Origin of the sequence: Mesorhizobium sp. WSM4312 (assembly GCF_002294875.1) — a bacterium.
GTDB lineage: Bacteria > Pseudomonadota > Alphaproteobacteria > Rhizobiales > Rhizobiaceae > Mesorhizobium.
On the sequence record NZ_NSFU01000004.1, the window covers coordinates 63,811 to 89,853 of the forward strand.

Consider the following 26,043-nt stretch of genomic DNA (forward strand, 5'->3'; position numbering starts at 1 on the left):
CCGGCAATCTGGGATCATCAGACCCTGAATAGGGCGCGCCGCCCTTCCTATAAGGGCCGGACCTCTGGCCCATTCGGCAGATCGACGGTCACGACGAGGCCGCTTGGCTGATTGTCGCGCAACTCGATCTTGCCGCCATGGCCCTGGATGATGTCAGCCACGATCGAGAGACCCAGACCAAAACCGTGTTTCGACGCGACGCCGCGCGACATGTCCTCCTTGAAGAAGGGTTCGAAAACGCGGGAGCGCGCCGTCATCGAAATGCCAGGCCCATCGTCGCCCACCGCGATGCGCGCTGCCGTGTCGGTCTGCGTCAATGCGACGGTGACGTTGCCGGCGAATTTGACCCCGTTGTCGCACAAATTGGTGATGGCGCGCGCCAGCGCATTTGGTTTGCACCAGCCCAGAAGCCTGTCCGGCCCGGAATAGGAAACCGAAAACCCGACATCAGAGAATTCGGCGCAGACGGTTTGCAGCACGCTGGCAATGTCGGCCCGCTGCAGCTTTTCCATCGAGACGTCGTTGCGCAGATAGGTCAGGGTTTCGTCGATCAGATCTTCGATGTGCTGGACGTCGGACAATATGCCGGTTCGAACGGGGCCGTCATCCATGCGCTCGGCGCGAAGCCGCAGCCGGGTCAACGGCGTCCGCAGATCATGACTGACGCTGCGCAGCATGCGGGTGCGGTTTTCGATCATGGTGCGGATGCGCGTTCGCATCCTGTTCAGCGCGCGCGCCAGGCCGACCATTTCGATGGAGCCGCGCTCGGCGAAAAGCTCGTTGCCATTCTCGATCTCGGCTTCCCCCACTGCGTTCGAGATGCGCTTCAACGGCTCCGTCACGGCCCAGACCGCAAACAGCCAGATCAGCACGGGCAAGGCGATGAAAGCCATGAACCTGTAGAACGAGACACGGACGAAGCCTGATGTCAGCCACGAATCGGGCATGCCGAAATGCGCCAGGACGCTCTGCCGGTCCAGATCGATGACAAACGCGTATTGGCGGCCGATCCTTTTCCAGCGCCCAGGGATCGAGCCGCTCTCGATCTGGAGAAGCCATCCGATGCTTCGCCATTGCAGATAGGAATCTGGAGTATTGCTGATCTGCTCCCTGGGCAGGATCTTGAAATCAAAGCCCGCGCGCGTCGCCGCAGCCAGAACGGCGCCGCGGGCTTCGGTTGGTGTTTCGCGCAACAAGGCAGCGACAACCGCAGCCCGCCTGGCGCTATCTTCAACGACAGGAAGGTCGATATTCGCTATCAAACCCTCGACGACCGATCCGACGGACATGATCCCGATCACCGCGATGAAAATGATCGCCGCGAACTGCCCACGCACCGACTGCGGCAGGAAACGGCGGACCAAGCGCCTCACGCTTCCTCCACCGTGGCGGTGAAGATGTAGCCACCCAGCCGTACAGTCTTGAGAAGAACCGGATCGCGCGCGTCCTTTTCGATCTTCTGGCGGATCCGGCTGACATGGACGTCGACGCTTCGCTCGATCGGGCCGGCAAGCCCGGCATGGGTGACGCTGAGAAGCTCCTCGCGCGACAAAACCCGGCCCGCATTGCGGCAGAACGCCAGCAGCAGGTCGAATTCATGCGTCGTGGTCGCAACCCGCGCATTGCTGGGATCATGCAGTTGCCGGCGAACGGGATCGAGGCGCCAGCCGTTGAAGCGAAGCACCTTTGTGCGGTCGCGTTCGTCGGGAGCGTAAGCCGTGCGGCGCAGCAACGCCCTTATCCTTGCCGTCAGTTCGCGCGCGCTGAACGGTTTGGTCACGTAATCGTCGGCGCCGATTTCCAGTCCGAAGATGCGGTCGATTTCCTCGCCAAGCGCCGTCAGCATCAGGATCGGAACGTTCGTTTGCGCACGAAGCCGGCGGCAGATGCTGAGACCGTTCTCGCCAGGCAGCATGATGTCGAGCACGATGAGATCGAATTTCTGGTTGCGAAGCGCGGCGTTCATGCGGACGCCGTTGGCGGCGATTTCCACGATCATGCCGTTTTCCGTCAGCGTCTCGCCGAGCATGCGGGCGATCTCGATATCGTCTTCGACAATGAGGATATACGGGCCTTGCCTCGGCGATTTGAACTCGGCGTTCAGATCGATCCGGCTGGAGCCTAGCGCGGCCTGCATTGTATTATGTGTGGCCATCAAAACCGATATCCGACGAGAAGCATCCCCGAGGGCTGGACCTTGTCGGCGACAACAGGGCTGTCGACAGCGTCCCCCATAAGAATGCCGACCCCCGCCTGGCCACGCACCATCCAGTTCCGATTGAGCATATATGTGGCGGAAATCGAAAAATCGGCGCGCTTCAACCCGGCGCCGGCATCATAACGCGCCAGCCCCGAGCGAGCCGACTGCTCCGGCGTGACGCCGAAATAGGCCTGCATGTATTTCTCGTCGGCGAAGGTGACCGATGCGCCGGCGCCGACAATCAACGATTGGGAGAGAGGCCGCGTCACCTCGATGCCAAGCGTGCCCTGCACGCCGTCGCTGCCTCCGATGGTCTTGTCCAGTTGCGCGAAGATTTCCGCTGGACCGAATTTCACCGCCGCCTTGGCGCCGACGACCGCGCCCATGTCGACATCCCCCAGGCCGCGCAGATGATCGGCAACGTCCTCCTTGCGGCCCATGTCGTACCCAAGCCGCGCGCCGAGTTCGAACGGCCCGTGTTCATAGAGGGCGATGTTGGCGCCCGTCGGATCGATTCTCACCGTGTCGAGGAATGTCGCCGATATGAAAGGCACCGGCATGACCTTGAACTCGTTGCTGCCCTCATATTTGGGGACGATGATGGCGCCGCCGCCCAGCACGACATGCCAGTCGGCCAGTTTCTGTTCGAAGCGCCCGAAACGCGAAGGATCGGGCGGCGGGGTCAGATCCTCGGTGTCGACGGCGATGGCGTCCGCCGCCTGCGCGATCTGCGACTGCGTTGAAAACAGGATTGCCATCGCCGCGAGAGAGGCCCGGCCGGCGAAGAGTCCAGAAACCATTTTGAACATGCATGCTCCAGAGCAGAGAGGCAGTAAGAGCCCCCGATGATCCGGACTATTTCAGGTGAAAATGGCTGCATGCGTGAAGTGATGTTAAGTCTTGTTGCGCAATCTTGGCCTGATCTTGGCTCGTCTACGAGCACGCTATCACAAGCGCGGGAGGTCAATCGGCGACTTCCGCTACCAGAACGCCCCCTTGCCTTCGGCCACCGTCAGATCGGCGAACCGCTCGATAACGGCCAGGCGACAGGCCATGATGTCGATGGAACAGCTTCGAAAACGCCGCCGCTGTCTCGTAGCCGACCCGGTTCGCAATCCGTGCGATGGACTCATCGCTGGTTTCCAGCAGGAACGCAGCTTCCGCCATCCGGCGTTCGATCACATAACGGTACACGGACTGGCCGACTAGCTTGGTAAAGCGCGCCGAAAATACCGAGCGACCGAGCCCGACGCGGTGGGCAAGGTCGCTCAGGGTCCAGGGCCGCTCGGGGCTTTCGTGAATCAGCTTGAGCGCCGGTCCGATATGCGGGTCAGATATGGCCCCGAGCCAGCCGCCTTGTCCTGGGCTGAGAGACGCGATCCAGCTTCGGAGCACCTCGACAAAGAGCACTTCCGTCAGTCGTGAAAGTGCGACGCGTTGGCCAGGACGCTCGAGCGTGGTCTCGCTAAACATGCGGCGCAGGATTGCTTCAAGCCAATCACCGTCCGCCGTCGGCTTTAGCAGGAGCACGGGCGGAAGCAGCTCCAGCACGCTGCCGAACATCGGCCGTGACACCGTGAAATTGCCGCAGATCATGGTCGAGAGCGGCTTTGCGCGGGTGCCGTGACGAACGAAGACCAGACGTGGCGACGATCGATCGATATCCATAATCCGCAAAGGCTCGGCCCGGCGATCCGAATAGAACACATGGGGCTCTCCGCGCGTGATGACAACAAAATCGCCCGCCGTCATCTGGATTTCCTGCCCCTGTCCGAGCGCGAGGGTCGCTGAGCCCTGGCTGAGATAGTGAAACAGCGCGTAGGGGCGCGCCGGCAACTCAAGATGCCAGGGATGGCCGAGCTCGAAGTGAAGGAGCAGCGTCCCGCCGAGACGAACGCGATCGAGCACTTGGGCGAGGATGTCCATGCCGCCGAGACTAACCCGATGGACGATCGGACGCAACATCTGGACGATTGATCCCTATCGTCCGGAATGCCCGCGGATTAGGTCATGTCGTGGCGGGCCGACGTCAAATGCGGCAACCATCACCCGAACGGCAGATGGGAGAACCGCGACTGTTGCCGACACGCCTGCCTTTCCTCGGACCCGCGTCGTCCGTCATCTCAACAGGAGCAACCAATGCAAAATCTTCTACTCTCAGTCGCCACCGTCCTCATGGCCGGAGCAACAGTCGCCGCCCCCGCCCTATCAGCTCAACTGCACAAGGGGGCGGCTCACAATATCGTGCTCGTCCATGGCGCTTTCGTCGACCAGACGAGTTGGAAGCCGGTCGCCGATATCCTTACGAAGAAGGGCTACAACGTAACGCTCGTCGAAAACCCGCTTACCTCGCTCGCGGCGGACGTCGACGCCACCAAACAGGCGCTCGCGAAACAGAACGGCAAGACCGTCCTCGTTGGCCACTCCTGGGGCGGTGTGGTCATCACGCAGGCAGGTGACGATCCCAACGTCTCGGCGCTCGTCTACGTCTCCGCATTCGCGCCCGACGTCGGAGAATCGCTGGCGAGCTTATCCAAGAGCGGTCCGGCAACCGAAGGCGCCGCGGCGATTCATCCCGACGAAAAGGGCAACCTCTACATCGACCCCAAAGTGTTTCCTTCGGCAGTCGCGGCTGACCTTCCTGCGGAGATCGCCGAATCCTTGGCAAACCATCAGCTCCCGTTGAACCACACGGCGTTCGAGGCTCCAGTCGATAAGGCAGCCTGGCACGACAAGCAGACGTTCTATGTGATCAGCACGAAGGACAAGGTCATCGCACCCGAGGTCCAGAAGCTGTTTGCCGACAGGATGAAGGCCCAGACGACGGATGTCGCCGGCAGCCATGCCTCCCTGGTCGTCCACGCCAAGGAAGTCGCCGCGGTGATTGAAAAGGCCGCGCTCGTGAAGTGACGAGGGTGCTCCCGGCGCCTTCGTGCCGGGAGCACCACGGGTGCTCGGCGGACTACGGAATGCCTTGGTCCGCGAACGGCTCAAACCTGGCCAAAACCGCACCAGCTACTCCCACTCGATTATCTATGCCAAGCATCCGGAGGATGACATGACTGAGTTCGACACCTCGAGCCAGGACGCCGCAACGCTAGAAACAGCGCCCACCCGTTACATCGAAGGCGGCGGTATCCGCTTCGCCTATCGCCGCCTCGGCCCATCGACCGGAACGGTGCTTGTTCTCCTGCAGCATTTCTCGGGCAACATCGACGCGTGGGACCCCGCCGTCGTGAATGTGCTGGCCACCGATCGACCGGTGATCGCTTTCGATAACACCGGGGTCGGCCGCTCGACAGGCCAAACGCCCGACAATATCGTGGCGATGGCTCGAGACGCGGTCGCTTTTATCAAACTGCTCGGCCTCTCCGAAGTCGACCTTCTTGGCTTTTCCCTCGGCGGCTGCGTCGCCCAGCAGATCGCCGCCGAGCACGGACGGCTGGTGCGCAAGCTCATCCTCGTCGGCACGGCTCCGAGAGGCGGAGAAGAGCATCTGTTGACGGTTCTCCAGGACGCGTTTTCCCAAACCGACGCGCCGGATGTCCGCCTGCCACTATTCTTCACGAAGTCGTCCGCCAGCCAGTCTGCCGGCCTGGCTTTCCTGAAGCGGGCGAAGGTGCGTCAGGAAGATCGGGACACTGACAACGGCGGCGCGGTGACGGATCCGCAGGCCAAAGCGCTTATTACCTGGTGTGCCACGCCTGATCCCGAGCACGCCCTTCTGCGCGCCATCCACCAGCCCGCCCTTGTGGTCAGCGGCAGCCGCGACACCATGCTGCCGGCGGACAACGCCTACGCAATGTTCAAGGCTCTTAGCAACGCCCAGCTGGTCCTCTATCCCGATTCCGGCCACGGCGCCCTGTTTCAGTACCACGAATTGTTCGTCGGCCACGTCCGGACCTTCCTGGAGGCGTAATCGGCGGTGGCATAATCCGGCGCGATCGGTCGCACCTTGATTCTTGAGAGCTGTTACGGAGAAAGAAATGACACTCGCAAAGGTCGAGGTTGAGCGTTTCAGCCTGAAGTGTTCCAAACCATTCGACTCCGTTGTGGCCGCGCTCAAGTCAGCGGTCGGGCAACCTGACATTGTCGAATTTTTCAAGGCGACGAGGGCTGCAAATTCCTTCTCGGATTTGGAGCGTGTTGTGCAAAGCGGCCTAGGCCGCACAGGTCTCCTGCTTTTCGCGGAATTCGACCTGGGCGCCATTCTGCGCCGCGAAACTGGAACCGAGACTCCCAAGAGCATGCGGTTCCTGGTGGGCAATCCACTCATCATGAAAGAAATGGTCAAGCACGTTTCCGATGCTGGATCTTACGCTCCAGTCACAGTCCTTGTTGATGAACGTCCCGATGGCGTGCACGTCTCCTACGACAAAATGGAGAGTTGTCTGCTCCCTTATGGCAGTTTGGAGGCTCTTGCCGTAGCTCGCAATCTCGATGCGAAAATCACAACCTTGCTACGCGAATGCACAAACTAAGCTCATGGTGACGCTCAGGCGGCAGAGTACTCCCACACGTTTGGCCATGACATGGCATCGGTACTGCTGCCGCTGGGGCTTGGCACGCCCGGCACGGCGCTGGAGGTTTCAATTCTCGGCGGGCGGCGCCCGCCAAGGGTAATCGCCGACTCTCCGGGAGGCTTGCACCGGCGTATGTGAGCGGCCCCCAGCGTGGAGAGGCGCGGAAATCACGCCGCCTTCTTCATCCGCGCCAGCGTATCGGCAACCACCTCGCCAAACGACGACGGCGTCGGTACGATGATCACCCCGGCCTCCTTCAGGATTTCGACCTTCTCTTGCGCCGACTCGCCGAAGGCGGAGATGATGGCGCCGGCGTGGCCCATGCGGCGGCCTTTCGGGGCGGAGAGGCCGGCGATGTACGCGATCAGGGGCTTGCGCATGTTGTCGCGTGCCCAAATCGCGGCTTCCGCCTCTTGCGGTCCGCCGATCTCGCCGATCATCACCACGGCGTCGGTCTCGTCGTCCTGCTCGAACAGTTTCAGCATGTCCTTGAAGGAGGAGCCGTTGATCGGGTCGCCGCCGATGCCGACGCTGGTGGACACGCCGATGCCGAGCGCCTTCATCTGCGAGGCGGCTTCGTAGCCAAGCGTGCCGGAGCGGCCGACAATGCCGACGCGGCCGGGCAGGTAGATGTTGCCGGGCATAATGCCCATCAGCGCCTGTCCAGGGGTAATCATGCCGGCGCAGTTCGGGCCGATCAGCCGCATGCGGTCCTCGTAGCGGTAGCGGCGCATGTAGCGCTTGACCTGCATCATGTCCTGCGAGGGGATGCCGTCGGTGATGCAGACGCAGAGTTTTATGCCGGCATCCGCGGCTTCCATGATCGAATCGGCGGCGAAGGGCGGCGGCACGAAGACGATGCTCGCCTCCGCGCGGGTCTCGCGCACCGCGCCCTTGACCGTGTTGAAGACGGGCAGGCCGAGATGCGTCTGGCCGCCCTTGCCGGGGGTGACGCCGCCGACCAGCTTGGTGCCGTAGCGTTTCATGTCCTCGGCATGGAAGCTGCCGATCTTGCCGGTGAAACCCTGGACGATGACGCGGGTGCTGCGGTTGAGCAGGATTGCCATTTTCTCGACCTCCCTCAGGCTGCTTTTTTCTTGGCGGCCGCGCGCCAGGCGGCGACGGCTTTTTCGGCGGCTTCGGCCAGCGTGTCGGCGACGATCACCGCCTCGCCGGAATCGGCCAGGATGCGGCGTCCTTCCTCGGCCTTGGTGCCGGAGAGCCGCACCACCAGCGGCACGGTGACGCCGACCTCGCGGATCGCCTTGACGACGCCCTCGGCGACCCAGTCGCAGCGGTTGATGCCGGCGAAGATGTTGACCAGGATGGTCTCGACATTCTTGTCGCCCAGCACTGCCCGGAAGGATTTCGCCACCCGCTCGGGCGAGGCGCCGCCGCCAATGTCGAGGAAGTTGGCCGGCTCGCCGCCGGCGATCTTGATCATGTCCATCGTCGCCATGGCGAGACCGGCGCCGTTGATGATGCAGCCTATATTGCCGTCCAGGCCGACATAGGAGAGGCCACGGTCGCTGGCGAAGGTTTCGCGCGGGTCTTCCTGGCTCTTGTCGCGCAGTTCGGAGATTTCCGGCCGCCGGAACAGGGCGTTCTCGTCGAACGACATCTTGGCGTCGAGCGCCACGAGATTGCCGTCGCGGGTCACCACCAGCGGATTGATCTCGAGCATCGAGGCGTCGTAGTCGCGGAACACTTGGTAGCAGCTGAAGATGGTCTCGGTGGCCTTGCCGATCAGGTCGTGGTCGAGGCCGAGCCCGAAGGCGATCTCGCGGGCCTGGAAACGCTGCATGCCGACGCCGGGATCGACCGTGGTGCGCAGGATGGAATCGGGGGCCTTCTCGACGATGTCCTCGATCTCCATGCCGCCGGCGGCCGACGCAACGATCATGACGCGCTCTTCCTTGCGATCGAGCACGAAGCCGACATAGAGCTCCTGCGCGATATCGACGGCCTCCTCGAGGTAGAGCCTGGAGATCAGCTTGCCGCGCGGTCCGGTCTGCTGCGTCACCAGCTTGCGCCCGAGCATGGCTTCGGCGGCGCTGGAGATTTCCTCGTCATTGGCGCACAGCTTGATGCCGCCGGCCTTGCCGCGCGCGCCGGAATGAACCTGCGCCTTCAAGACCCATTTGCCGCCGCCGATCTCGCGCGCCCGGTAGGTCGCCTGTTCGGGGCTGTAGGCCAGCCCGCCGCGCGGCACATGCACGCCGTGGCGAGCGAGCAGTTCCTTGGCCTGATATTCGTGGATGTCCATTGTTGTCCTCCCGTAACTTTCAATGCGTGGCGACGCGCGGCTCCCGTTGGTTAAGTTGGCCGGCGCGTTCGATGGCTTCGTTGACCACCAGAACGTTCCTCGCCATGCGCTCCGACGCGGCGTCGATCATCTTGCCGTCGAGTGCGGCGGCGCCTTTGCCCAGAGCCTCGGCTTCCTTGAGCACCTCAAGGATGCGCCTGGCCCGCGCGACCTCCTTTTCCGGCGGCGAGAAGACGTCGTTGGCGAGCGCGATCTGCGAGGGGTGGATCGCCCATTTGCCTTCGATGCCCAGCGCCGCGGCGCGTTTGGCCCCGGCGATGTAGCCCTCGGGATCGGAGAAATCGCCGAACGGCCCGTCAATGGCGCGCAGGCCATAGGCCCTGCAGGCAACCGTCATGCGCGACAGGGCGAAATGCCACTGGTCGCCGGGATAGTCGGGGTTGAGGCCGCCAATGTTGACGGTGCGCGCCTTACAGCTTGCGGCATAGTCGGCGACACCGAAATGCATGGCTTCCAGCCGGCCGGGCGTCGCGGCGATCGCCTCGACATTGGCCATACCGAGCGCCGTCTCGATCAGCGCTTCGAGGCCGACGCGGGTCTTGAAACCCTTGGCCATCTCGATCTGGTTGACCATGGCCTCGACCATGTAGAGGTCGGCCGGCACGCCGACCTTCGGCACCAGGATGGTGTCCAGCCGGTCGCCGGCCTGTTCCATGACGTCGACCACGTCGCGGTACATGTAGTGCGTATCCAGCCCGTTGATGCGCACCGAGACGGTCTTGCCCTTGGCGCGCCAGTCGATGTCGTTGAGCGCCTGGATGATGTTCTTGCGGGCGCGTTCCTTGTCGGGCGGGGCGACCGCGTCCTCGATGTCGAGGAAGACGAAGTCGGCGGCGCTGTTGGCTGCCTTGTCGATCATTTCCGGGCTGGAGCCGGGAACCGCCAGCTCGCTGCGCTGCAGCCGCAATTTCTTCAAATGGTTGATGGTGTGGCTCATCGTCGGCTCCCTCAGGCGGCTTCGGCGACCGGCACGGCGGCCGAGGCGCGGAAATGCTGGATGGCGGCGCCGACGCCGGAGCCCGGCGCCAGCCTGACGCCGCAATCGAGCAGCGCCATTTCGGCCGCCGACAGCGAGGCGAGCACCATCACCTCGTTCAGCCAGCCGAGATGGCCGATGCGGAAGACCTTGCCCATCACCTTGTTGAGGCCACCGCCGAGCGAGGTTTGGTAGGTACGGTAGGCGCGCTTGACGATGTCGGCGCTGTCGATGCCTTCCGGCACCAGAATGGCGCTGACCGTATCGGAGTGCCATTTCGGCGCCTTGGCGCAGAGTTTCAGGCCCCAGGCGTCGACCGCCTTGCGCACGCCTTCGGCGAGGCGATGATGGCGGGCGAAGATGTTGCCCAGCCCTTCCTCGGCGATCAGGTCGAGCGAGGCGCGCAGGCCGCGCAGCAGCTGCGTCGCCGGCGTGTAAGGGAAATAACCGGCATCGTTGGCGCGGATCATGTCCTCGAAGGAGAAGAAGCAGCGCCGGTGGGTGGCGGTTCGCGAAGCGACAAGCGCCTTCTTGCTGACGGAAAGGAAACCGAGGCCGGCGGGCAGCATGAAACCTTTCTGCGAGCCGCTGACGGCGCAGTCGACGCCCCATTCCTCCTGGCGGAAATCGATCGAGCCGATCGACGACACGCCGTCGACGAAGAGCAGGGCAGGGTGGTTGGCATCGTCGAGCGTGGCGCGGCAGCCGGCGACATCGCTGGTCACGCCGGTCGCCGTCTCGTTCTGCGTGCAGAAGACGGCCTTGATGCGGTGCGCCTTGTCCGCCTTCAGCCGCTCGGCATAGAGCTCGAGCGGCACGCCGGTGCCCCATTCGCAGTCGATGACATCGACCTCGAAGCCGAGGCGCTCGGCCATGTCGACCCACAGATGCGAGAACTGGCCGAAGCGCGACATCAGCACGCGGTCGCCGGGGCTGAGCACGTTGGTCATCGCCGCTTCCCAGGCGCCGGTGCCCGAGGACGGGTAGATGAAGACGCGGCCGGTCTCGTTCCTGAAGACTGTCTTGATGTCCTCGAACAGCGGCAAAGTCAGATCCGGGAAAGATGCGGCGCGCATGTCCTCCATTGGGAGGTTCATCGCCTGCCGGACCTGTTCGGGGATGTTGGTCGGTCCGGGAATGAAGAGATGGGTGAAACCGGCCATGGTGCGAACTCCTCCTGATCCAGCAAAGCGGTGGGGGGAGTTTCGTTTCGACGGCTAAAGCCAACAACACCTTGGCGGGTAAGATCTCGCCGCGAGCGGGTGGGGCGGGCCTACCCGGTTGGCCTACCCGAAAGGCTGCTTCTGGGTGCGCCTCTCGCGCGCATAGAGCGCGACGGCCATCGCCCGGTTGCGGACGTCGAGCTTGTCGTAGAGATTCTTCAGGTGGTACTTCACCGTGTTCTCGGAAATGCCGGTGCGCGTGGCGATCTGCAGATTGGTCCAGCCGTCGGAAAGCACCGCCAGCAGCTCGCGCTCACGCACCGTGAGCTGCGCGAGCGGCGTGTCGTTGACCTTGTTGATGTCGATATAGGGGATGCAGATGCGGCCATGCGCCACCGCCAGGATCGTGTCGAAGATGATGGCCGGATCGTCGAACTGGAAACAATAGCCCTGCGCCCCCAGCCGCACGCATTGCTTCAGGATGCCGATGTCATGGTCGTTGGAAAAGACGGTGATGCGCACGTCGAGCTTGCGGCTCTGGACCTCGGCCAGCACGTCCGCGCCGTCCATGTCGGCGAGCTTCCAGCCGATGATTGCGACATCGAATCCGCCCTTCGCCGCCAGATCCAGGAATTGCTTGCCGCTCTGCACGCTGCCCAACAAGTCGAACCGGCCATCGCATTCGAGCATCTCGCGCAGCGCCGATATGACGAATGGATTGCGTTCGGCGACGACAATGCGCATGCGCCGGTCGCCAATTGCCTTGCTCGTTTTCCCGGGCTTGCTGTTCAAGGGCCGTTTTTGTCCTGGGGTGGTTGTGCCGCAACTCCGAGGTCAGGCTTCAGGCCTGGACCCGTACCATGACAATTCTGCCCCAATCGCGCGGGGGTGCTCTTTCCCAAGCGACATCGGCTGTCGCGCCGTCTGAAGCCGCGATTCGCTGGTTGCTGATGGGACAGGCGCCGCCAGGGCAGACATCCGGCGATACGCTCACCACGTGGCATGGAACCAGCGTTTCGTTTGATATTCCGTGCCTTAGAGCGATAAGTTCTCAAATCGAATCGCGTCTGCAGGCGAGGTGCATCGAATTTTCGCGAAACCGGTTTCCGCTTTAAGGTCCGATGCTCTAGACCTGAGACACGATTTTTCCGGGAATGGCGGGAGGCGCTGTTGGAGGACAAGCAGACGATCTCCGCCAAGGCGGCCGACGACATCCACGCTGACATCTATGGCGAGGACGGTGCGGTCCTTTCGTCCTTCCTTGCCCAGATCGGCGCCGCGATCGCCGACCGCGATACGCCGACCCTCAAGCATGAAGTCGACCATCTCCACCAGTCGGAACTCGGCGACCTGATCGAGGCGCTGCATCCCGAACAGCGGCGCGCGCTGGTCGAACTGCTGGGCGCCGATTTCGACTTCTCCGCGCTGACCGAGGTCGACGAGGCGATCCGCATGGAGATCGTCGATCACCTGCCCAATGCGCAGATCGCGCAGGCGGTGCAGGAACTCGATTCCGACGACGCCGTCTACATTCTCGAAGACCTTGAAAAGGAAGACCAGGACGAGATCCTGTCGCAACTGCCGTTCACCGAACGGATCAGGCTGCGCCGTTCGCTGGACTATCCCGAAGAGACCGCCGGGCGGCGCATGCAGACGGAGTTCGTCGCGGTGCCGCCGTTCTGGACGATCGGCCAGACCATCGACTACATGCGTGAGGACAAGAACCTTCCCGACCGTTTCAGTCAGATCTTCGTCATCGATCCGACCTTCAAGCTCGTCGGCGCCATCGATCTCGACCAGATCCTGCGCACCAAGCGCGCGGTCAAGGTCGAGGATGTCATGCATGAGACGCGCCACGCCATTCCGGCGACCATGGATCAGGAAGAGGCGGCGCGCGAATTCGAGCAGTACGACCTCTTGTCGGCCGCCGTCGTCGACGAGAACGAGCGGCTGGTCGGCGTGCTGACCATCGACGATGTCGTCGACGTCATTCAGCAGGAGGCCGAGGAAGATCTGCTGCGCATGGGCGGCGTCGGCGACGAGGAACTTTCCGACACGGTGTTTGCAACCTCGCGTTCGCGCGTTCCCTGGCTGCTCGTCAACCTTGTCACGGCATTCCTGGCGGCATCGGTGATCGGGCTGTTCGACCACACGATCGAGCGGATCGTGGCGCTCGCCGTGCTGATGCCGATCGTCGCCGGCATGGGAGGCAATGCTGGTTCGCAGACCATGACCGTCACCGTACGGGCGCTGGCGACGAAGGATCTCGACATCTACAACGCCGCCCGAATCATCCGCCGCGAAATGGGTGTGGGCTTCATCAACGGCGTTGTCTTTGCCGTTTTGATCGGCATCGTCGCCGCCCTGTGGTTTCGTGATCCCAATCTGGGCGGGATCATCGGCGCGGCGATGATCATCAACATGTTCGCGGCCGCCCTTGCCGGTATCCTGATCCCGCTCATGCTCGACCGATTCAAGATCGATCCCGCCGTGGCGTCGGCGGTTTTCGTCACCACCGTCACCGACTGCGTCGGCTTTTTCGCCTTCCTCGGCCTCGCAAGCTGGTGGTTCGGCGTCAGGTAGCCTCAATTGACTTTTACGTAAATGCCGTGCGAGGCTCGTGCGGGGGCCATGTCGATTCCGGCGGGCAAGGGTTTGGTTCGGGACGGGAGGCAGCGCCGCCTGGCGTTGCCCCGGGGTTCGGGCATGGAGCGACAATGCGGGAATATTACTCGATCACCGAACTGACCCGCGAATTCGACGTGTCGACGCGGACGCTGCGTTTCTATGAGGACGAGGGGCTGGTGCAGCCGGTGCGGCGTGGCCGTACGCGGCTGTTTCGCCCGTCCGACCGCCATCTCATCCGGCAGATCATGCGCGGAAAGCGGCTCGGTTTCTCGATCAACGAGATCCGCGAAATCATCCAGATGTACAAGGAGCCGCCGGGCGAGGTCGGGCAGCTGAAGCTGATGATCAAGCGCATCGAGGAAAAGCGCGAGGATCTCAGGCAAAAACGCCGCGACCTCGAGGAAACGCTGGCCGAACTCGACCAGGCGGAGGAGTCCTGCGTCGAGCGGCTGGTTGAGCTCGGCGTCAATACGTAACGCCGCTCAGATCCAGCGCCGCACCCTTTTGGCGTAATCGCGATATCTCTTCCCAAACTTCGCCGCCAGCATCTTTTCCTCACGCTCGATGGCGACCTTCTGCGTGGCGAAGGCCGCGATGAACGCCAGCGGCAGGAACCATACGATCCCCGTGACAAAGGCGACGCCGATTAGTAGCAGCGTGTTGGCGAGATACATCGGGTTGCGGGTGACGCCGAATGGCCCTGTGGTGACGAGGTGGTCCGGCACTGCATTGGGGTTGAGCGTCGTCCTGGCCCGGACCATGGTGCGAATGGCGGTGAACCAGAGCGCCGCGACGGCGAATAGTGCCACCCAGCCGGCCGCGAACAGCAGGTCGCCCAGCAGATCGCCGATCCAGGGCAGCGGATAGAGCAGGCCGAGAATGACGCTGATGGCGATTGCCGCGACGTAGATCACCGGCGGCCACGGTATCACGCCGGGCTTCGGCTGGGTTCCGGTCATTGCGTTCCTCCCTCGTTCATCTTGTCCTCGGTCTGGCCCGTGCAGCTGGCGGCCAGATCGCCCAGATGCGCTCGGAATTCCGCAGTCTGGTCGTTGTTCTCGAGCCGATCAAGCGCGGCCTCGCCCTCGAGCGTCGTCAGCATGCAACTGCAATAGCTCGAACAGAAGGTCGCGTTGCGCGTCTGCTCACATGAACGCTGGCAGGTTTTCAGGAAATTGACCTGCACGGTTTCGACCTGAGCCGGCATGACTTGCGAGAACAGCCAGACGCAGCCGATCAGCAGCGGCTGGTGGATCAGGTAGAAAGCGAGGCTGTGGCGGCCGATGAACACCAGCGGATTGGCCCAGCGGCCCGGCATGAGGTTCGCCAGGCGGGCTCGCACGCCGGAGGCTGAGACGAGTTTCGTCACCCCGATGCCGACAAGCACCGCGCCGAACCACGGAAACAGCGGCACATAGTCGTTGGAGCGTGGGTTGATCGCCGACAGGCCGATCCACCACAGCCAGGGATGGTCCAGCGCTTCGAAGCGCAGATAGACGGGCGCGGCGATGACCAGCGCGGCAACGACAAGGGTCAGCAGGGCGGGCAGCCGCAGGAAGGCGAGGCCGAGCAGGCTGGCGAGCGCGATCTCGTGCAGGATGCCGAAGAAGATGAATCCGTCCGGCGTCGCGATACGGGTTACCACCGAAATGGCGATCGCCGCTCCGGCGACCATGGCAAAACGTTTCCAGAAACCGTTCCAGCGGATTTGCTGGCCGTGCGCGAGGTAGAGGCTGACGCCGACCAGGAACAGGAAGGTCGAGGCAATGCAGCGCGCGTAGATCTTCCACCAGCCGAAGGCGGTGAGGCCTGGATCGGTATAGCCGAAGAATTCCAGGTCCCAGGTGAAATGGTAGCTCGCCATGGCCAGCAGCGCGATGCCGCGCACGATGTCGATGGCGACGATGCGCCTGGATGGCTCCGGAACGGGTGCGGTCGGCGTATGGATGGTCATGGTCTCGCGATCTGATTCAGCCCCGCGTGAGAACTATCACGGTTGGACCGGACAGAAGAAGCCGGGGCGTTGGATCAAGCGGCGCTTTAGGCCAGTGCCGGGAAGTCGTTGACCGACTTCGCTTTTCACGGCCTATGCGTCGGTTTCCTCTTAATCGTCCGGGAACGGCCAAGGCAGATTTGGCCGGTGATTCTGCTTTGGGGAAGCAATGTCCACCCATGTGCGCCATCCAATCTGGCTCCCGGCCCTCAGGGCCGCGGATGCGCGCACCTTCGCCTCGCTTTATGCGGTCGAATCCTTTGCCCGCGCCACGGTGTCGAGCGTCATCCCGATCCAGGCCTACGAAATCCTGCATAATGAGCAGATCGTCTCGATCCTCTACACCATCGTGGCGCTGCTCGGCCTGTCGGTAACCTTGTTCATGCCGATGCTGATCCGCCGCTTTGCCCGGCGCTGGGTCTACACCGCAGGCGCCTGCCTGCTCGCCATCGGCTCGCTGTTCTTCGTCACCCACACGCTGGCCGGGCAATTGGCCGGGATGCTGTGCCGTGTCATGGGGGCCAGCGCGCTTTCGATCACGCTCAACCTCTACATCATGGACCACATCCGCAAGACCGACTTCATGCAGGCCGAATCGCTGCGCATGGCGTGGTCGATGTTTGCCTGGACCGGTGGGCCGACACTCGGCATCTTCCTCTACACGCGCTTCGGTATCTATGCCGCGCATGGTGCGGTGGCGGTGTTCGCGCTAGCGCTCTTGGCGCTGTTCTGGACCTATCGGCTGGGCGACAATCCGTCGATCCGGCCCGGCAAGACACGGCCGGCCAATCCGCTCGCCAATATCGGCCGCTTCGTCGCGCAGCCCAGATTGAGGCTTGCCTGGCTGATCGCCTTCGGCCGCTCCTGCTTCTGGACGACGTTCTTCGTCTATGGGCCGCTGTTCATGGTGATCACCGGCGAGGGCAAGCTGGCCGGCGGCCTGCTGGTTTCGGCGGGCAACGCATTGCTCTTCATGGCGATCTTCTGGGGCAAGGCCGGAAAACGCTTTGGCGGCCGGCGCACCATGACATTCGCTTATTTCGCCATGTCGGCGATGCTTTTGGCGGCAGGCACGGTCGGAGAGAGCGTCCCGCTGCTCACCGGCGCGTTCCTGCTGTGCGGCGCCTTCTTCACCATAGCGCTCGACGCGCTGGGCTCGACCGCCTTCATGCGTTCGGTGCGCTCCTATGAACGGGCGCAGATGGCGGCGGTCTACCGCACCTATCTCGATTTTTCCGAACTGACGCCGCCGCTGGTCTATTCGGTGGTGCTCGCCTTCTTCGGGCTGGGCTCGGTGTTCGTCACGCTTGGTCTGCTCGCGGCGGTTTGCGGTTTTGTCACGTGGCGATACCTGCCGAAGTCACTGTGAGGATCACGGCTTTGGTGCAAGCGCCGCATGACGCTCGCGCACCCAGTTGTGGAAACGGTGCAGGTCATACTCCTCGGGCATGAGCACGCCGGCATGGTGGCGCATCGAGCGCAGGCCCCTCTGGTTGACCTCGCAGATGGCGGCGTCCTCTTCCAGCACCTGTGTGCCGAAGGCGACGATGTTGTCGATGTCGGTCGCGGCCAGCGCCTCGGGCGCGAACAGCCATTCGGCGATAAGCTGCGTCTGTTCGGGACCGAGCGGCACCAGGCGTACCGTCCTGACATAGTCGACATGGCCGACGATGAACATTGAGGGCAGGCTGGTGGCGTAGGTCTGGCCGGCGACGCGTTCGGCCGGCGTCAACCCGGAGAAGACCGGCCCGTGCGTCTTGCCGTCGCGCGACCAGGTCTCGGCGCCGGCACGCAGGCCTCCGGAAAACTCCGGCGCGTCATTGTCGGCGTGGCGCGTCCATTCGGGATCGTCGTGCCGGCTCATCAGGCCGCGGCCATAGATTGGCACCAGGCGCGACAGGTCCTTGTGGATGCCCGGGCAGTGCAGGCACTCGTTGAAGTTCTCCCAAAAGATCTTCCAGTTGCAGTGCATCACCTTGCGCAGCACATGGCCCGATACCAGCGTTTCCAGCGGCCAGTTGCCGAGATCGCCGGAGGCCGGGTCGAAGGAGGCCTGCGCGGAGCCCGCCGCATCCTCCTGCAGATTGATGAAGACGAAGCCGCGCCACACCGAGAGCGCGACGCGGTAGAGCGGATGGTCGGCCTTGTCGAATCCATCAGGCAGCGATTTAGATGGCACGCGCACGAGGTCGCCGCGCAGCGAATAGGACCAGGCATGGTAGGGGCAGGTGATCAGCCGCGCCTTCAGCCGGCCCTCGCTCTCCTGGCAAAGCTGCGAGCCACGATGGCGGCAGGTGTTGTGGAAGGCACGCAAAGCGCCGGTGTCGTCGCGCAGCACGATGATGTCCTGCGTGCCGATGCGGAATCGGCGGAAGGCCAGCGGCTTTGCCAGATCGGCCTCGCGGCAGACGAGCAGCCAGTTTCTGTACCAGATGGCGTCGAGGTCGAGCTGGTAGCTCTCACCGTCCCAATAGGCCGACGAGGGCAGGGTCGATTCGGCCCGGGTCAGGCCATTGTAAGGGGCGCGCTCGCTGGCAGTGGGCTGCATGGCTGGCTTCCTGTGAAGCGGCCAGCCGACACCCGGCCGGCATCTTTGTCAATTGCCGCACACCGCCGCCATTGTGGCGCGATGGGACAGACTTCAGGATTGACGTCTCACCTCACGCGGCGCTCGATGCCCTTTGCCGCCAGGATACCGTCAACGGCCGTCGACGTCAGAAATTCCGACAGCTTCCTGGCGGCTTCCGCGTCCGTTGGATCCACGCTGATGCCAATAGCGAAGTCGATGTAACTCTGGAGTTGCGCCGGAAACCGACCGATCAGCATGACCTCGGGCGCGGCGGCGAGAATCGAAGTCACGGGAACGACCCCCAACTCGGCTTCCCCACGGCCCACGGCCGGCGCTGTCTGCCCTCCTGGTATGGCCACCAGCTTAGGCTTCACCTCATCGGCTATTCCCAAGCGTTCGAGCAAACCGGAGAAGTAGCCTCCGCTGGTTCCTTCACTGGCGTAGGCGATGGATCTGGCGCTCTTCAATGCCTGTTCGAATGCTTCCACGGAGCCAATGTCGAGCGGCGGACTACCTGCCTTGGCCGCCACCCCCATTGCGATCCGGCCAAACGCTACCTGGCTTCCCGCCCTGACCTTTCCCAAGGCGGTCAGATCCTGAAGCAGGTTCGGATTGATGATGACGAGGTCAAAAGGTTCCCCAGCCTCGATCTGTTTCCTGACTGCCGGATTGAGTTCCCACTTGACCGCAACTGTGAATCCTGTGGCCGTTTCGAACTGAGATATGAGATCAAGCACGGCGGGTCGGACCGCAATAGCGCCAAAAAGCCGGATATCATTCATGGCCTAACCTGAAATCGGCCGAAACGACCTTGTATGGTCGGCTTCCTCTGATGCGCCAGCCGACACCCGACCAGGAGAAATGTCAATTGGCGTGCCTGGACGGCATGGCGCAATCGCGCTGTTTGCCGGCGGAATTTGGTTTGCCGCGTGTCGCGATTTTCCCTATAGTCATGCAGTCGTCGGTTCCGTTTTGGAGCCAAGAGGGAATGCGGTGCGGGCGAAATTCTTGCCCAATGCCGTGGCTGCCCCCGCAACTGTGTGCGGTAGTCCTCTCCATATGCCACTGAAGATTCGTCTTCGGGAAGGTGGGGAAGGGCGCTGATCCGTGAGCCAGGAGACCTGCCGACGACGGCAAAACTGACAGGCCCTCGGGTGGAGGGTGAAAGGACAAGATATGAATACCGCTTCCGTCTCCCTCGGCGCCTCCGTCTCCTCGCAGTCGCGCTTCATGCAGCTGGCGCTTGCCGCGCTGCTCGGCACGTTCATCATCGGCTTTGTCGGCTTCTCGCATATCGATGCGGTCCACAATGCAGGTCATGACAACCGGCATTCGATGGCGTTTCCCTGCCACTGACGAGGATCTGACATCATGAATCTGTTTCGCAACGTCGTGTTCATCGCGGCGATCGCAGGGCTCGTGGCCGGTGTCGTCCTCGCCTGCATGCAGGCCTATGCAACCGTGCCGCTGATCCTCAAGGCGGAAGTCTACGAGCAGGCCGAAGGCGGCCATAGCCATGACCATGCCGCCGCACCTGCGGCGCCAACTGAGGCCGCCGGCGGCAACGCCACGAGCTCCGCCGCACCGGCGGCATCGAACGCCATGAGCGCCGCCACCCCGGCTCCGGCCGCAGCCGCCGCTCCGGCCGAAGAAGAAGGCTGGGCACCGGCCGACGGCTTCGAGCGCTTTGCCTTCAACGTGGTGTCCAATGTCGTCACCGGCATCGGCTTCGCGCTGATCCTGGTCGCGGTTTCGGAATTCGCCGGCGGCATCGGCAATTGGCGCCAGGGCGTGTTCTGGGGTCTTGCCGGCTTTGCCATCTTCACGCTGGCGCCAGGTCTCGGTCTGCCGCCGGAACTACCGGCCATGCCGGTGGCCGACCTCACCCAACGCCAGATCTGGTGGTGGGCGACGGTGGCGGCGACAGCGGCTGGCCTGGGTCTTCTCGCCTTCCGCAAATCGTTGCCGCTGGCGATCCTTGCGGTGGTCCTGATCGTGGCGCCGCATATCGTCGGTGCGCCGCAGCCGGACAGCTTCGTAACGTCGATCCCCGAAGGCCTGCATCACCAGTTCGTGGTGGCGGTAACGCTGACCAATCTGGTGTTCTGGCTGGTGCTCGGCGCGGTTGTCGGCGTGGTACGCGGACGCTTCACCGGCACGGCGACCAGCCTGCGCGACAGCTTTGCCTGATCGCAGTTTGACCTTCATCATCGGCGGTGCGCGCTCCGGCAAGAGCGCGCATGCCGAAACCCTGGCGACGGCGCTGCCGCCGCCATGGGCCTATATCGCCACCGCTGAAGCCTATGACGACGAAATGCGCGAGCGCATCGCGTTGCATCGGTCGCGGCGCGGTGAGGGGTGGGCGACCATCGATGCGCCGCTCGATCTCGCTGGCGCGCTCGAAGCGCTACCCGACAACCAGCCGGTGCTTGTCGATTGTCTGACGCTGTGGCTGACCAATCATATGCTGGCCGACCATGATCTGGACGCAGAATGCCGGCGGCTCGCCGACGTGCTGTCGCGGCCGCGCGGATCGTGGTTCGTGGTCTCCAACGAAGTCGGGCAAGGCATCGTGCCGGACAATGCGCTGGCACGCCGCTTCAGAGACGCGGCCGGCCGGCTCAACCAGCAGATCGCGGTGATCGCCGATACGGTGCTGCTGATGGTGGCGGGGCTACCGCTGAAGGTGAAGTGACATGACCGACATCGACAATAAGGACGAAGAGCGCCATCGCGCCAAGATGGCCAAGCGCAAGGCGGTGCAGGATGCCGAGGTGGCGAGCAAGACGGTCGAAAAGGGCCTGCTGATCGTCAACACCGGTCCGGGCAAGGGCAAGACCACGGCTGCCTTCGGCCTGGCGCTGCGGATGCTTGGCTACGGCAAGCGCGTCGGCGTCGTGCAGTTCATCAAGGGCAAATGGCACACCGGCGAGAAGGATGCGTTTGCCGCTTTCGGCGACCGCGTCGTCTGGCACGCAATGGGCGAGGGGTTTACCTGGGAGACGCAGGATCTGAAGCGCGATATCGCTGCCGCCGAGGCTGCCTGGACCAAGGCGCTGGAGTTGATCGCCGATCCCTCGATCAGCCTTGTCGTGCTTGACGAACTCAACATCGCGCTGCGCTATGATTATCTCGATCTCGACAAGGTGGTTGCCGAGCTTAAGGCACGCCGCGAGGGACTGCATGTCGTCGTCACCGGCCGCAACGCCAAGCCGGCGCTGGTCGAGGCGGCGGACCTGGTCACCGAAATGGGCGTGACCAAGCACCATTTTTCGGCAGGCGTGAAAGCGCAGCAGGGGATCGAGTTCTAGTCGCTTGGCAAGCAGGAGCGTTGTTTGGAACAAGCTGTAATCGTCTATCTTCGTCTCAATGACGGTCAGTTTGGAACGCCGCGAGAGCACGAATCCGTTCGCGCGTTGGAGGAACGGCTAGAGCAAGCCATTGGGGGTGGTTCGGTCGGAGAGTTTGACGGCGATTTGTTTGGTGAGGGTGAGTGCGTCCTCTACATGTACGGGCCAGATGCTGAACGACTTTTTGTCGTGATCGAACCTATATTGAAATCGTCTCCCGTGGCTGCCGGCGGGTATGCGATCAAGAGGTTCGGCGAGGCAGCTGATCCAAGCGCAAAGGAAGTCCGCGTCACTTGGTAGGTTGGGTTTCGATCTACTCAGGCCAGAATGACGACGACCGAAACCACCCCAAACAGCGCGATCAGCAGATAATCGGCGACGCGGTAGAGTTTCAGCGCCCGCCTGATGTCGCCGCTGTCGACGTCGCGGCGGCCGCCTTCGCCCATGAAGACGTCGTCGACCACGATGCCGCCATAGCTGCGCGGCCCGGCAAGCGCCAGGCCAAGCGCGCCGGCCATGGCCGCTTCCGGCCAGCCGGCATTGGGCGAGCGGTGCTTTTTGGCATCGCGCCACACCGCCTGCCAGGCACTGCGGGGATCGGCGTTTTTGACCAGGAAAGCCGCCAGCACGATCAGCAGCGCCGTCAGCCTTGAGGCAGGCAGGTTGATCCAGTCGTCGAAGCGCGCCGCCGCCCAGCCGAAAGCCTCGTGGCGTGGGGTGCGGTGGCCAATCATCGAATCGGCGGTGTTGGCAGCCTTGTAGGCAGCGCCGCCGGCCAGTCCGCCGACACCGGTCCAGAAGGCGGGGGCGACGATGCCGTCGGAAAAATTCTCGGCCAGGCTCTCGATCGCCGCGCGGCAGACGGCGGCGCGGTCGAGCGCTTCGGGATCGCGGCCGACTATGCGCGAGACGGCGACCCGGCCCATGGCGAGGCCGCCCGATTCGAGCGAGTCAGCCACGGCCTCGACGTGTTCGTGGAGGCTCTTCTGTGACAGCAGCGATGTCGCCAGAAGGGCGGCAATGAAAAACCCCAGCGGAACGAACCAGAGCAGGACAAGCTGCACGCAAAGGCCGATCACCGCCGGCACCAGCACGATGACCAGCAGCGCCTGGACGCCACGTTGGCGACGCAACGCGTCGGGATCAGTGGCGCGGTTGAGCCTCAAGTCGAGAAAGGATATCAGCCTGCCGAACCACGTCACCGGATGGCCGATGGCGCGGAAGAGCCAGTCCGGGTAACCCAGGACAAATTCGACGGCCAGTGACAGGAAAGCGATCAGGACTGACATGAAGCTTCTTGATGGAGCGGTGGACCATGGTGGGAGTCTTGGCCGGGCGAGGGCGCTTTTCCCCAGCGCTCCTCTGCCGTTCGTCGACCTTTCGACCGGTATCAATCCGCACTCCTACCCGCTTTTCAACCTGCCCGCCACCTCGCTGTCGCGATTGCCGGAAGCGGGGCGGGCGGGGGAGTTGACGGAGATCGCGGCCAGTACCTATAGCGCGCCGTCGCCGGCCAACGTCGTCGCGGCGCCCGGCACACAGATCCTGCTGCCGCGCGTGGCATCGCTGGTGAGACCCGGCAAGGCATTGGTGCTGGGGCCTACCTATGCCGAACATGCGCGAGCCGCGGCGATCGCCGGGCACCAGGTGAGCGAAGTCAGCGATTTTGCCGCGCTGGCGCAGGCCGACCTTGCCATCATCGTCAATCCGAACAACCCGGATGGGCGCGTCGTCGAGCGCGACCGGTTGCTGGCATTGGCCGCCGGGCTGCGCGCCAGAGGCGGGTTGCTGGTCGTCGACGAGGCGTTCATGGATGTCGGCCCGCGCCAGCACAGCCTCGCCGGCGACGTCGATCAGGGCGGCATCGTCGTGCTGCGTTCCTTCGGCAAGTTCTTTGGCCTGGCCGGGCTGCGGCTTGGCTTCGCGCTTTCCGATCGCCCAACGGTGGAATTGCTGCAAAGGCAATTCGGGCCGTGGGCAGTGGCCGGTCCAGCGCTGGACTATGGCCTTCGCGCGCTTGCCGATATTGGCTGGCACAACGCGATGCGGGCATCGCTCGCCGAGGCAGCCGCGCGGCTGGACGCATTGTTCGGCCGTTTCGGCGTGCCGGTCGTGGGCGGCACCACGCTGTTTCGCTATATCAGTCTTCCGGATGGCGCCGGCCTGTTTTCGGCGCTTGGCGAGAGGGGCATTCTGCTTCGCCACTTCAACGACCGGCCGTTTGTGTTGCGGGCCGGCCTGCCGGGGAGCGAGGTGGAATGGGAGCGGCTCGAATCCGCCCTTGCCGAATGGGCGGCGCGGCGCGAGGATCAATCGAAGGGCTCGAAGCAATGATCCATGTCTGCTCGCTGGCAAAGGTCGAGGAAACGGTGGCAAGGAGCGGCGCCGACCGCATGCTGTCGCTGCTCGCCGCCGGAACCGAGGTGGTGCGACCGGCCTCGATCGCCCGGGAAAACCATCTGCATCTGGTCATGCACGACATAGCGGTGGCGCAGGACGGCATGACGATGCCTGGCGAGGAGCATGTGCGCGACGTGCTCGATTTCGCGCGCCGCTGGGACCAGGCGAAGCCCATGGTCGTGCATTGCTATGCCGGCATCAGCCGCTCGACCGCTTCGGCCTACATCATCGCCGCCGCTCTGGCGCCGACACGCGACGAGGCCGAACTGGCATGGACGCTGCGGGCGCTGTCGCCCTCGGCGACACCCAATCCACGGCTCATTGCCGTGGCCGACGCGCTGCTCGATCGCAACGGCCGGATGATCGAGGCGATCCAGTCGATCGGCCGCGGCGCCGACGCCTTCGAAGGCACGCCGTTCGCGCTGAAGATCGACGGCTAAAAGCGGCTATCTCAGCCAGTCGGCGAGCTTCGCCTTGCGCACATCCCTGAGCAGGCTGATGAAGCCGTCGGCCTGATGCTCTGCCGTCAGCCTGCCTTTTTCCGATGTCGCGATGCTGGCGTCGCCAACCACGCCATTCGGGTTGAGATCGCCAGCGATCCAGGCGAAGGCGTGTGTGCCGGTGTGGCGCAGCAGCGAAAATTCCGTCTCCGCCCCGGCGACGTTGGAAACGAAATTATCGGCCTTGTCCATGTCGACGAGGTCGGGCCGGAAATGCAGCATCAAAGAGGTCTCGACATCGCCGCCATGGATGCCGTGGCGGTCCTCGAGTTCGGTGTACATGCCGGCCGGGCGGCCAAAACGCTGCCAGCTCGTCTTCACCGCCAGCATCTTTTCGCGCACCCGCAATTCACGCGTGATGATGCCCATGATCTCTTCATTGCCGCCATGCGAATTGACGACGATGAGTTTGCGCAGCCCGGCGCGCGCGATTGACACGCCAAGCTCGGTCCATGCCTCGACCAGCGTCGTTGCCGGCAAAGTGAGCGTGCCCGGCGCATGCAGGTGCTCGTTCGACTTGCCCACCGCCTGGACCGGCAGGATGCGGATGTCGAGATCGTCGGGCAGGCGGGCGATCACCGTGTCGAGCATGCCGTTCATGATCGAAGTGTCGGTCGAGACAGGCAGATGCGGTCCATGCTGCTCAATCGCCGCCACCGGCAGAACGGCGATCGTCGCCTCCGGATCGATCGAGGCGTATTCGGTTGTCCGGTAGTCGCCCCACCAGACGCGTCTTTTTGCAGCGGTCATGTCATGCCTCTTCGATGAACGGTGAGACCTAGCGCGGCACAGGCCTGCTGTCGATCACCCAGCCGCGATGACCTCGACCTCGACCTTGAATTCGGGGCGGGCAAAGCCGGAAACGATCATCAGCGTCGAGGCCGGCGCAGGGCTCGAAAACAGCCTGTCGCGGACATCCATATAGGGGCGCAAATAGGCGCGGTCGGTGACATAGGCGTTGATGCGCACGATGTCCCCGAGCCCCAGCCCAGCCTCGCCGAGGATTGCCTCGATGTTGCGGAAGCAGAGTTCGGCCTGGGCGCCGGCGTCCTCGGGAATCTGGTCGTCCGCCGTGATCGCCACCTGGCCCGAGCACAGCACCAGCCGCTTGCCCGCCGGCACTTCGACGCCGTGGCTATAGCGGGCAAAGGGCGGCTTGATCGACTTCGGGGTGAGGAATCTGAACATGGCAATCTCCTGGATGCCGTCAGCCTAAGGCGGGACGCATCCCAGCTTCAAGATGGCGGTGCATCTTGCTGGTGCGATTGTGGACAGGCGTTCAAAAAATAGGCACGATGCCTTCGGTGCAGCACGACCTTTCCGGCTTTCGCAGATGGCTGTGGTGCAGGCGGGCGGGTTCCGGCGCGTGACGCCGGTGGCATGTGTCTTGCTTCTTGAATCTTTGGTGTCGAGCC

General features: G+C 63.5%; 29 protein-coding genes and 1 riboswitch. Of the genes, 13 read left to right on the forward strand and 16 right to left on the reverse strand.

Translation table 11 applies throughout. The features are described 5' to 3' along the window. Positions 1-47: 47 nt before the first annotated feature. The 4 genes from CK228_RS07380 to CK228_RS07395 form a co-directional block, all read right to left on the reverse strand. Entirely contained in the window at positions 48-1,373 is a 1,326-nt protein-coding gene (locus tag CK228_RS07380; protein WP_095787387.1) for a HAMP domain-containing sensor histidine kinase, read from the reverse strand. After that, positions 1,370-2,137 (reverse strand): response regulator transcription factor, encoded by a 768-nt coding sequence (locus CK228_RS07385; protein WP_179295849.1) that lies wholly within the window; start codon positions 2,135-2,137, stop codon positions 1,370-1,372. Before CK228_RS07385 ends, CK228_RS07380 begins: the two co-directional genes overlap by 4 nt. 17 nt (positions 2,138-2,154) lie before the next feature. Next, positions 2,155-3,009, reverse strand: a complete 855-nt coding sequence (locus CK228_RS07390; RefSeq protein ID WP_095787388.1) for a MipA/OmpV family protein — start codon at positions 3,007-3,009, stop codon at positions 2,155-2,157. A 154-nt stretch (positions 3,010-3,163) separates the two neighbouring features. Then, positions 3,164-4,126 carry an AraC family transcriptional regulator gene (locus CK228_RS07395; protein WP_179295850.1) on the reverse strand — a complete coding sequence of 321 codons (963 nt, stop codon included), beginning with the start codon at positions 4,124-4,126 and terminating at the stop codon, positions 3,164-3,166. A 213-nt stretch (positions 4,127-4,339) separates the two neighbouring features. On the opposite strand from CK228_RS07395, the gene CK228_RS07400 reads away from it, so the two are divergent. From CK228_RS07400 to CK228_RS07410, 3 genes are all read left to right on the forward strand, one after another. After that, positions 4,340-5,110 carry an alpha/beta hydrolase gene (locus CK228_RS07400; RefSeq protein ID WP_095787390.1) on the forward strand — a complete coding sequence of 257 codons (771 nt, stop codon included), beginning with the start codon at positions 4,340-4,342 and terminating at the stop codon, positions 5,108-5,110. Between the two features lie 148 nt (positions 5,111-5,258). After that, entirely contained in the window at positions 5,259-6,119 is an 861-nt protein-coding gene (locus tag CK228_RS07405; protein ID WP_095787568.1) for an alpha/beta hydrolase, read from the forward strand. Positions 6,120-6,186: 67 nt separating this feature from the next. Beyond that, positions 6,187-6,681 (forward strand): DUF302 domain-containing protein, encoded by a 495-nt coding sequence (locus CK228_RS07410; protein ID WP_095787391.1) that lies wholly within the window; start codon positions 6,187-6,189, stop codon positions 6,679-6,681. Between the two features lie 209 nt (positions 6,682-6,890). On the opposite strand, the gene sucD is transcribed toward CK228_RS07410, so the two are convergent. The 5 genes from sucD to CK228_RS07435 form a co-directional block, all read right to left on the reverse strand. After that, on the reverse strand, positions 6,891-7,790 hold the full coding sequence (gene sucD / locus CK228_RS07415) for a succinate--CoA ligase subunit alpha (RefSeq protein ID WP_095773005.1): 900 nt from the start codon (positions 7,788-7,790) through the stop codon (positions 6,891-6,893). Positions 7,791-7,804: 14 nt separating this feature from the next. Next, entirely contained in the window at positions 7,805-8,989 is a 1,185-nt protein-coding gene (locus CK228_RS07420) for a malate--CoA ligase subunit beta (protein ID WP_095773004.1), read from the reverse strand. A 19-nt stretch (positions 8,990-9,008) separates the two neighbouring features. After that, on the reverse strand, positions 9,009-9,986 hold the full coding sequence (locus CK228_RS07425; protein WP_095787392.1) for a CoA ester lyase: 978 nt from the start codon (positions 9,984-9,986) through the stop codon (positions 9,009-9,011). Between the two features lie 11 nt (positions 9,987-9,997). After that, positions 9,998-11,188 carry an aminotransferase class V-fold PLP-dependent enzyme gene (locus tag CK228_RS07430; RefSeq protein ID WP_095773002.1) on the reverse strand — a complete coding sequence of 397 codons (1,191 nt, stop codon included), beginning with the start codon at positions 11,186-11,188 and terminating at the stop codon, positions 9,998-10,000. Positions 11,189-11,311: 123 nt separating this feature from the next. After that, positions 11,312-11,932 (reverse strand): response regulator transcription factor, encoded by a 621-nt coding sequence (locus CK228_RS07435; protein ID WP_095773001.1) that lies wholly within the window; start codon positions 11,930-11,932, stop codon positions 11,312-11,314. A 426-nt stretch (positions 11,933-12,358) separates the two neighbouring features. On the opposite strand from CK228_RS07435, the gene mgtE reads away from it, so the two are divergent. Beyond that, positions 12,359-13,771, forward strand: coding sequence for a magnesium transporter (mgtE, locus tag CK228_RS07440; protein ID WP_095787393.1), 1,413 nt, complete (start codon positions 12,359-12,361; stop codon positions 13,769-13,771). 134 nt (positions 13,772-13,905) lie between these two features. Next, positions 13,906-14,292, forward strand: coding sequence for a MerR family DNA-binding transcriptional regulator (locus CK228_RS07445; RefSeq protein WP_006203215.1), 387 nt, complete (start codon positions 13,906-13,908; stop codon positions 14,290-14,292). A 6-nt stretch (positions 14,293-14,298) separates the two neighbouring features. Here CK228_RS07445 and CK228_RS07450 read toward each other — a convergent pair whose 3' ends face one another. After that, entirely contained in the window at positions 14,299-14,775 is a 477-nt protein-coding gene (locus CK228_RS07450; RefSeq protein WP_095787394.1) for an isoprenylcysteine carboxylmethyltransferase family protein, read from the reverse strand. Next, positions 14,772-15,770 carry a DUF1624 domain-containing protein gene (locus CK228_RS07455; RefSeq protein ID WP_095787395.1) on the reverse strand — a complete coding sequence of 333 codons (999 nt, stop codon included), beginning with the start codon at positions 15,768-15,770 and terminating at the stop codon, positions 14,772-14,774. The genes CK228_RS07450 and CK228_RS07455 overlap by 4 nt, the downstream gene beginning before the upstream one ends. Before the next feature lie 208 nt (positions 15,771-15,978). Between CK228_RS07455 and CK228_RS07460 the strand changes: the two genes are divergently transcribed. Then, positions 15,979-17,178, forward strand: a complete 1,200-nt coding sequence (locus CK228_RS07460; protein WP_095787396.1) for an MFS transporter — start codon at positions 15,979-15,981, stop codon at positions 17,176-17,178. Between the two features lie 3 nt (positions 17,179-17,181). On the opposite strand, the gene CK228_RS07465 is transcribed toward CK228_RS07460, so the two are convergent. Both CK228_RS07465 and CK228_RS07470 read right to left on the reverse strand, forming a co-directional pair. Beyond that, on the reverse strand, positions 17,182-18,357 hold the full coding sequence (locus CK228_RS07465) for an aromatic ring-hydroxylating dioxygenase subunit alpha (protein WP_095787397.1): 1,176 nt from the start codon (positions 18,355-18,357) through the stop codon (positions 17,182-17,184). A gap of 107 nt (positions 18,358-18,464) precedes the next feature. Continuing rightward, positions 18,465-19,160 carry a substrate-binding domain-containing protein gene (locus CK228_RS07470; RefSeq protein WP_095787398.1) on the reverse strand — a complete coding sequence of 232 codons (696 nt, stop codon included), beginning with the start codon at positions 19,158-19,160 and terminating at the stop codon, positions 18,465-18,467. Between the two features lie 163 nt (positions 19,161-19,323). After that, positions 19,324-19,522: riboswitch (cobalamin riboswitch) on the forward strand. Positions 19,523-19,554: 32 nt separating this feature from the next. On the opposite strand from CK228_RS07470, the gene CK228_RS07475 reads away from it, so the two are divergent. From CK228_RS07475 to CK228_RS07495, 5 genes are read left to right on the forward strand one after another with little or no spacing between them, the layout of a single operon-like run. Then, positions 19,555-19,734 carry a CbtB domain-containing protein gene (locus tag CK228_RS07475; protein WP_027051280.1) on the forward strand — a complete coding sequence of 60 codons (180 nt, stop codon included), beginning with the start codon at positions 19,555-19,557 and terminating at the stop codon, positions 19,732-19,734. 15 nt (positions 19,735-19,749) lie between these two features. Next, positions 19,750-20,568, forward strand: a complete 819-nt coding sequence (locus tag CK228_RS07480) for a CbtA family protein (RefSeq protein WP_095787399.1) — start codon at positions 19,750-19,752, stop codon at positions 20,566-20,568. Further along, positions 20,561-21,073, forward strand: a complete 513-nt coding sequence (gene cobU, locus CK228_RS07485; protein WP_095787400.1) for a bifunctional adenosylcobinamide kinase/adenosylcobinamide-phosphate guanylyltransferase — start codon at positions 20,561-20,563, stop codon at positions 21,071-21,073. Before CK228_RS07480 ends, cobU begins: the two co-directional genes overlap by 8 nt. Before the next feature lies 1 nt (position 21,074). Further along, the gene (cobO, locus tag CK228_RS07490) at positions 21,075-21,689 is read left to right on the forward strand and encodes a cob(I)yrinic acid a,c-diamide adenosyltransferase (RefSeq protein ID WP_095787401.1); all 615 of its coding nucleotides are present in this window, start codon (positions 21,075-21,077) and stop codon (positions 21,687-21,689) included. Positions 21,690-21,713: 24 nt separating this feature from the next. Beyond that, positions 21,714-22,028: a hypothetical protein gene (locus CK228_RS07495; RefSeq protein ID WP_095787402.1), complete on the forward strand. Its 315-nt coding sequence runs from the start codon at positions 21,714-21,716 to the stop codon at positions 22,026-22,028. A 17-nt stretch (positions 22,029-22,045) separates the two neighbouring features. Here CK228_RS07495 and cbiB read toward each other — a convergent pair whose 3' ends face one another. Then, complete coding sequence (gene cbiB, locus CK228_RS07500) at positions 22,046-23,017, reverse strand: adenosylcobinamide-phosphate synthase CbiB (protein WP_095787403.1); 972 nt, start codon at positions 23,015-23,017, stop codon at positions 22,046-22,048. Here cbiB and cobD point away from each other — a divergent pair. Together cobD and CK228_RS07510 are read left to right on the forward strand one after the other, a co-directional pair. Further along, positions 23,016-24,062 carry a threonine-phosphate decarboxylase CobD gene (cobD, locus tag CK228_RS07505; protein ID WP_095787404.1) on the forward strand — a complete coding sequence of 349 codons (1,047 nt, stop codon included), beginning with the start codon at positions 23,016-23,018 and terminating at the stop codon, positions 24,060-24,062. The genes cbiB and cobD overlap by 2 nt on opposite strands. Beyond that, on the forward strand, positions 24,059-24,568 hold the full coding sequence (locus CK228_RS07510) for a tyrosine phosphatase family protein (RefSeq protein WP_095787405.1): 510 nt from the start codon (positions 24,059-24,061) through the stop codon (positions 24,566-24,568). Before cobD ends, CK228_RS07510 begins: the two co-directional genes overlap by 4 nt. Positions 24,569-24,574: 6 nt before the next feature. Here the strand turns inward: CK228_RS07510 and CK228_RS07515 are convergent, their stop codons facing one another. Next, a complete protein-coding gene (locus CK228_RS07515) occupies positions 24,575-25,378 on the reverse strand; it encodes a creatininase family protein (protein WP_095787406.1) in 804 nt (267 codons plus the stop codon). 54 nt (positions 25,379-25,432) lie between these two features. Continuing rightward, the gene (locus CK228_RS07520) at positions 25,433-25,816 is read right to left on the reverse strand and encodes a RidA family protein (RefSeq protein WP_095772987.1); all 384 of its coding nucleotides are present in this window, start codon (positions 25,814-25,816) and stop codon (positions 25,433-25,435) included. Positions 25,817-26,043: the final 227 nt, after the last annotated feature.

Bases quoted from the DNA above. Each gene is read 5' to 3' on its own strand.
- CK228_RS07385 (WP_179295849.1), bottom strand. From the start codon at position 2,137: ATGCAGGCCGCGCTAGGCTCCAGCCGGATCGATCTGAACGCCGAGTTC.
- CK228_RS07390 (WP_095787388.1), bottom strand. From the start codon at position 3,009: ATGTTCAAAATGGTTTCTGGACTCTTCGCCGGCCGGGCCTCTCTCGCG.
- CK228_RS07395 (WP_179295850.1), bottom strand. From the start codon at position 4,126: ATGGACATCCTCGCCCAAGTGCTCGATCGCGTTCGTCTCGGCGGGACG.
- CK228_RS07400 (WP_095787390.1), top strand. From the start codon at position 4,340: ATGCAAAATCTTCTACTCTCAGTCGCCACCGTCCTCATGGCCGGAGCA.
- CK228_RS07405 (WP_095787568.1), top strand. From the start codon at position 5,259: ATGACTGAGTTCGACACCTCGAGCCAGGACGCCGCAACGCTAGAAACA.
- CK228_RS07410 (WP_095787391.1), top strand. From the start codon at position 6,187: ATGACACTCGCAAAGGTCGAGGTTGAGCGTTTCAGCCTGAAGTGTTCC.
- sucD (WP_095773005.1), bottom strand. From the start codon at position 7,790: ATGGCAATCCTGCTCAACCGCAGCACCCGCGTCATCGTCCAGGGTTTC.
- CK228_RS07420 (WP_095773004.1), bottom strand. From the start codon at position 8,989: ATGGACATCCACGAATATCAGGCCAAGGAACTGCTCGCTCGCCACGGC.
- CK228_RS07425 (WP_095787392.1), bottom strand. From the start codon at position 9,986: ATGAGCCACACCATCAACCATTTGAAGAAATTGCGGCTGCAGCGCAGC.
- CK228_RS07430 (WP_095773002.1), bottom strand. From the start codon at position 11,188: ATGGCCGGTTTCACCCATCTCTTCATTCCCGGACCGACCAACATCCCC.
- CK228_RS07435 (WP_095773001.1), bottom strand. From the start codon at position 11,932: ATGCGCATTGTCGTCGCCGAACGCAATCCATTCGTCATATCGGCGCTG.
- CK228_RS07445 (WP_006203215.1), top strand. From the start codon at position 13,906: ATGCGGGAATATTACTCGATCACCGAACTGACCCGCGAATTCGACGTG.
- CK228_RS07450 (WP_095787394.1), bottom strand. From the start codon at position 14,775: ATGACCGGAACCCAGCCGAAGCCCGGCGTGATACCGTGGCCGCCGGTG.
- CK228_RS07455 (WP_095787395.1), bottom strand. From the start codon at position 15,770: ATGACCATCCATACGCCGACCGCACCCGTTCCGGAGCCATCCAGGCGC.
- CK228_RS07460 (WP_095787396.1), top strand. From the start codon at position 15,979: ATGTCCACCCATGTGCGCCATCCAATCTGGCTCCCGGCCCTCAGGGCC.
- CK228_RS07465 (WP_095787397.1), bottom strand. From the start codon at position 18,357: ATGCAGCCCACTGCCAGCGAGCGCGCCCCTTACAATGGCCTGACCCGG.
- CK228_RS07470 (WP_095787398.1), bottom strand. From the start codon at position 19,160: ATGAATGATATCCGGCTTTTTGGCGCTATTGCGGTCCGACCCGCCGTG.
- CK228_RS07475 (WP_027051280.1), top strand. From the start codon at position 19,555: ATGAATACCGCTTCCGTCTCCCTCGGCGCCTCCGTCTCCTCGCAGTCG.
- CK228_RS07480 (WP_095787399.1), top strand. From the start codon at position 19,750: ATGAATCTGTTTCGCAACGTCGTGTTCATCGCGGCGATCGCAGGGCTC.
- cobO (WP_095787401.1), top strand. From the start codon at position 21,075: ATGACCGACATCGACAATAAGGACGAAGAGCGCCATCGCGCCAAGATG.
- cobD (WP_095787404.1), top strand. From the start codon at position 23,016: ATGAAGCTTCTTGATGGAGCGGTGGACCATGGTGGGAGTCTTGGCCGG.
- cbiB (WP_095787403.1), bottom strand. From the start codon at position 23,017: ATGTCAGTCCTGATCGCTTTCCTGTCACTGGCCGTCGAATTTGTCCTG.
- CK228_RS07510 (WP_095787405.1), top strand. From the start codon at position 24,059: ATGATCCATGTCTGCTCGCTGGCAAAGGTCGAGGAAACGGTGGCAAGG.
- CK228_RS07515 (WP_095787406.1), bottom strand. From the start codon at position 25,378: ATGACCGCTGCAAAAAGACGCGTCTGGTGGGGCGACTACCGGACAACC.
- CK228_RS07520 (WP_095772987.1), bottom strand. From the start codon at position 25,816: ATGTTCAGATTCCTCACCCCGAAGTCGATCAAGCCGCCCTTTGCCCGC.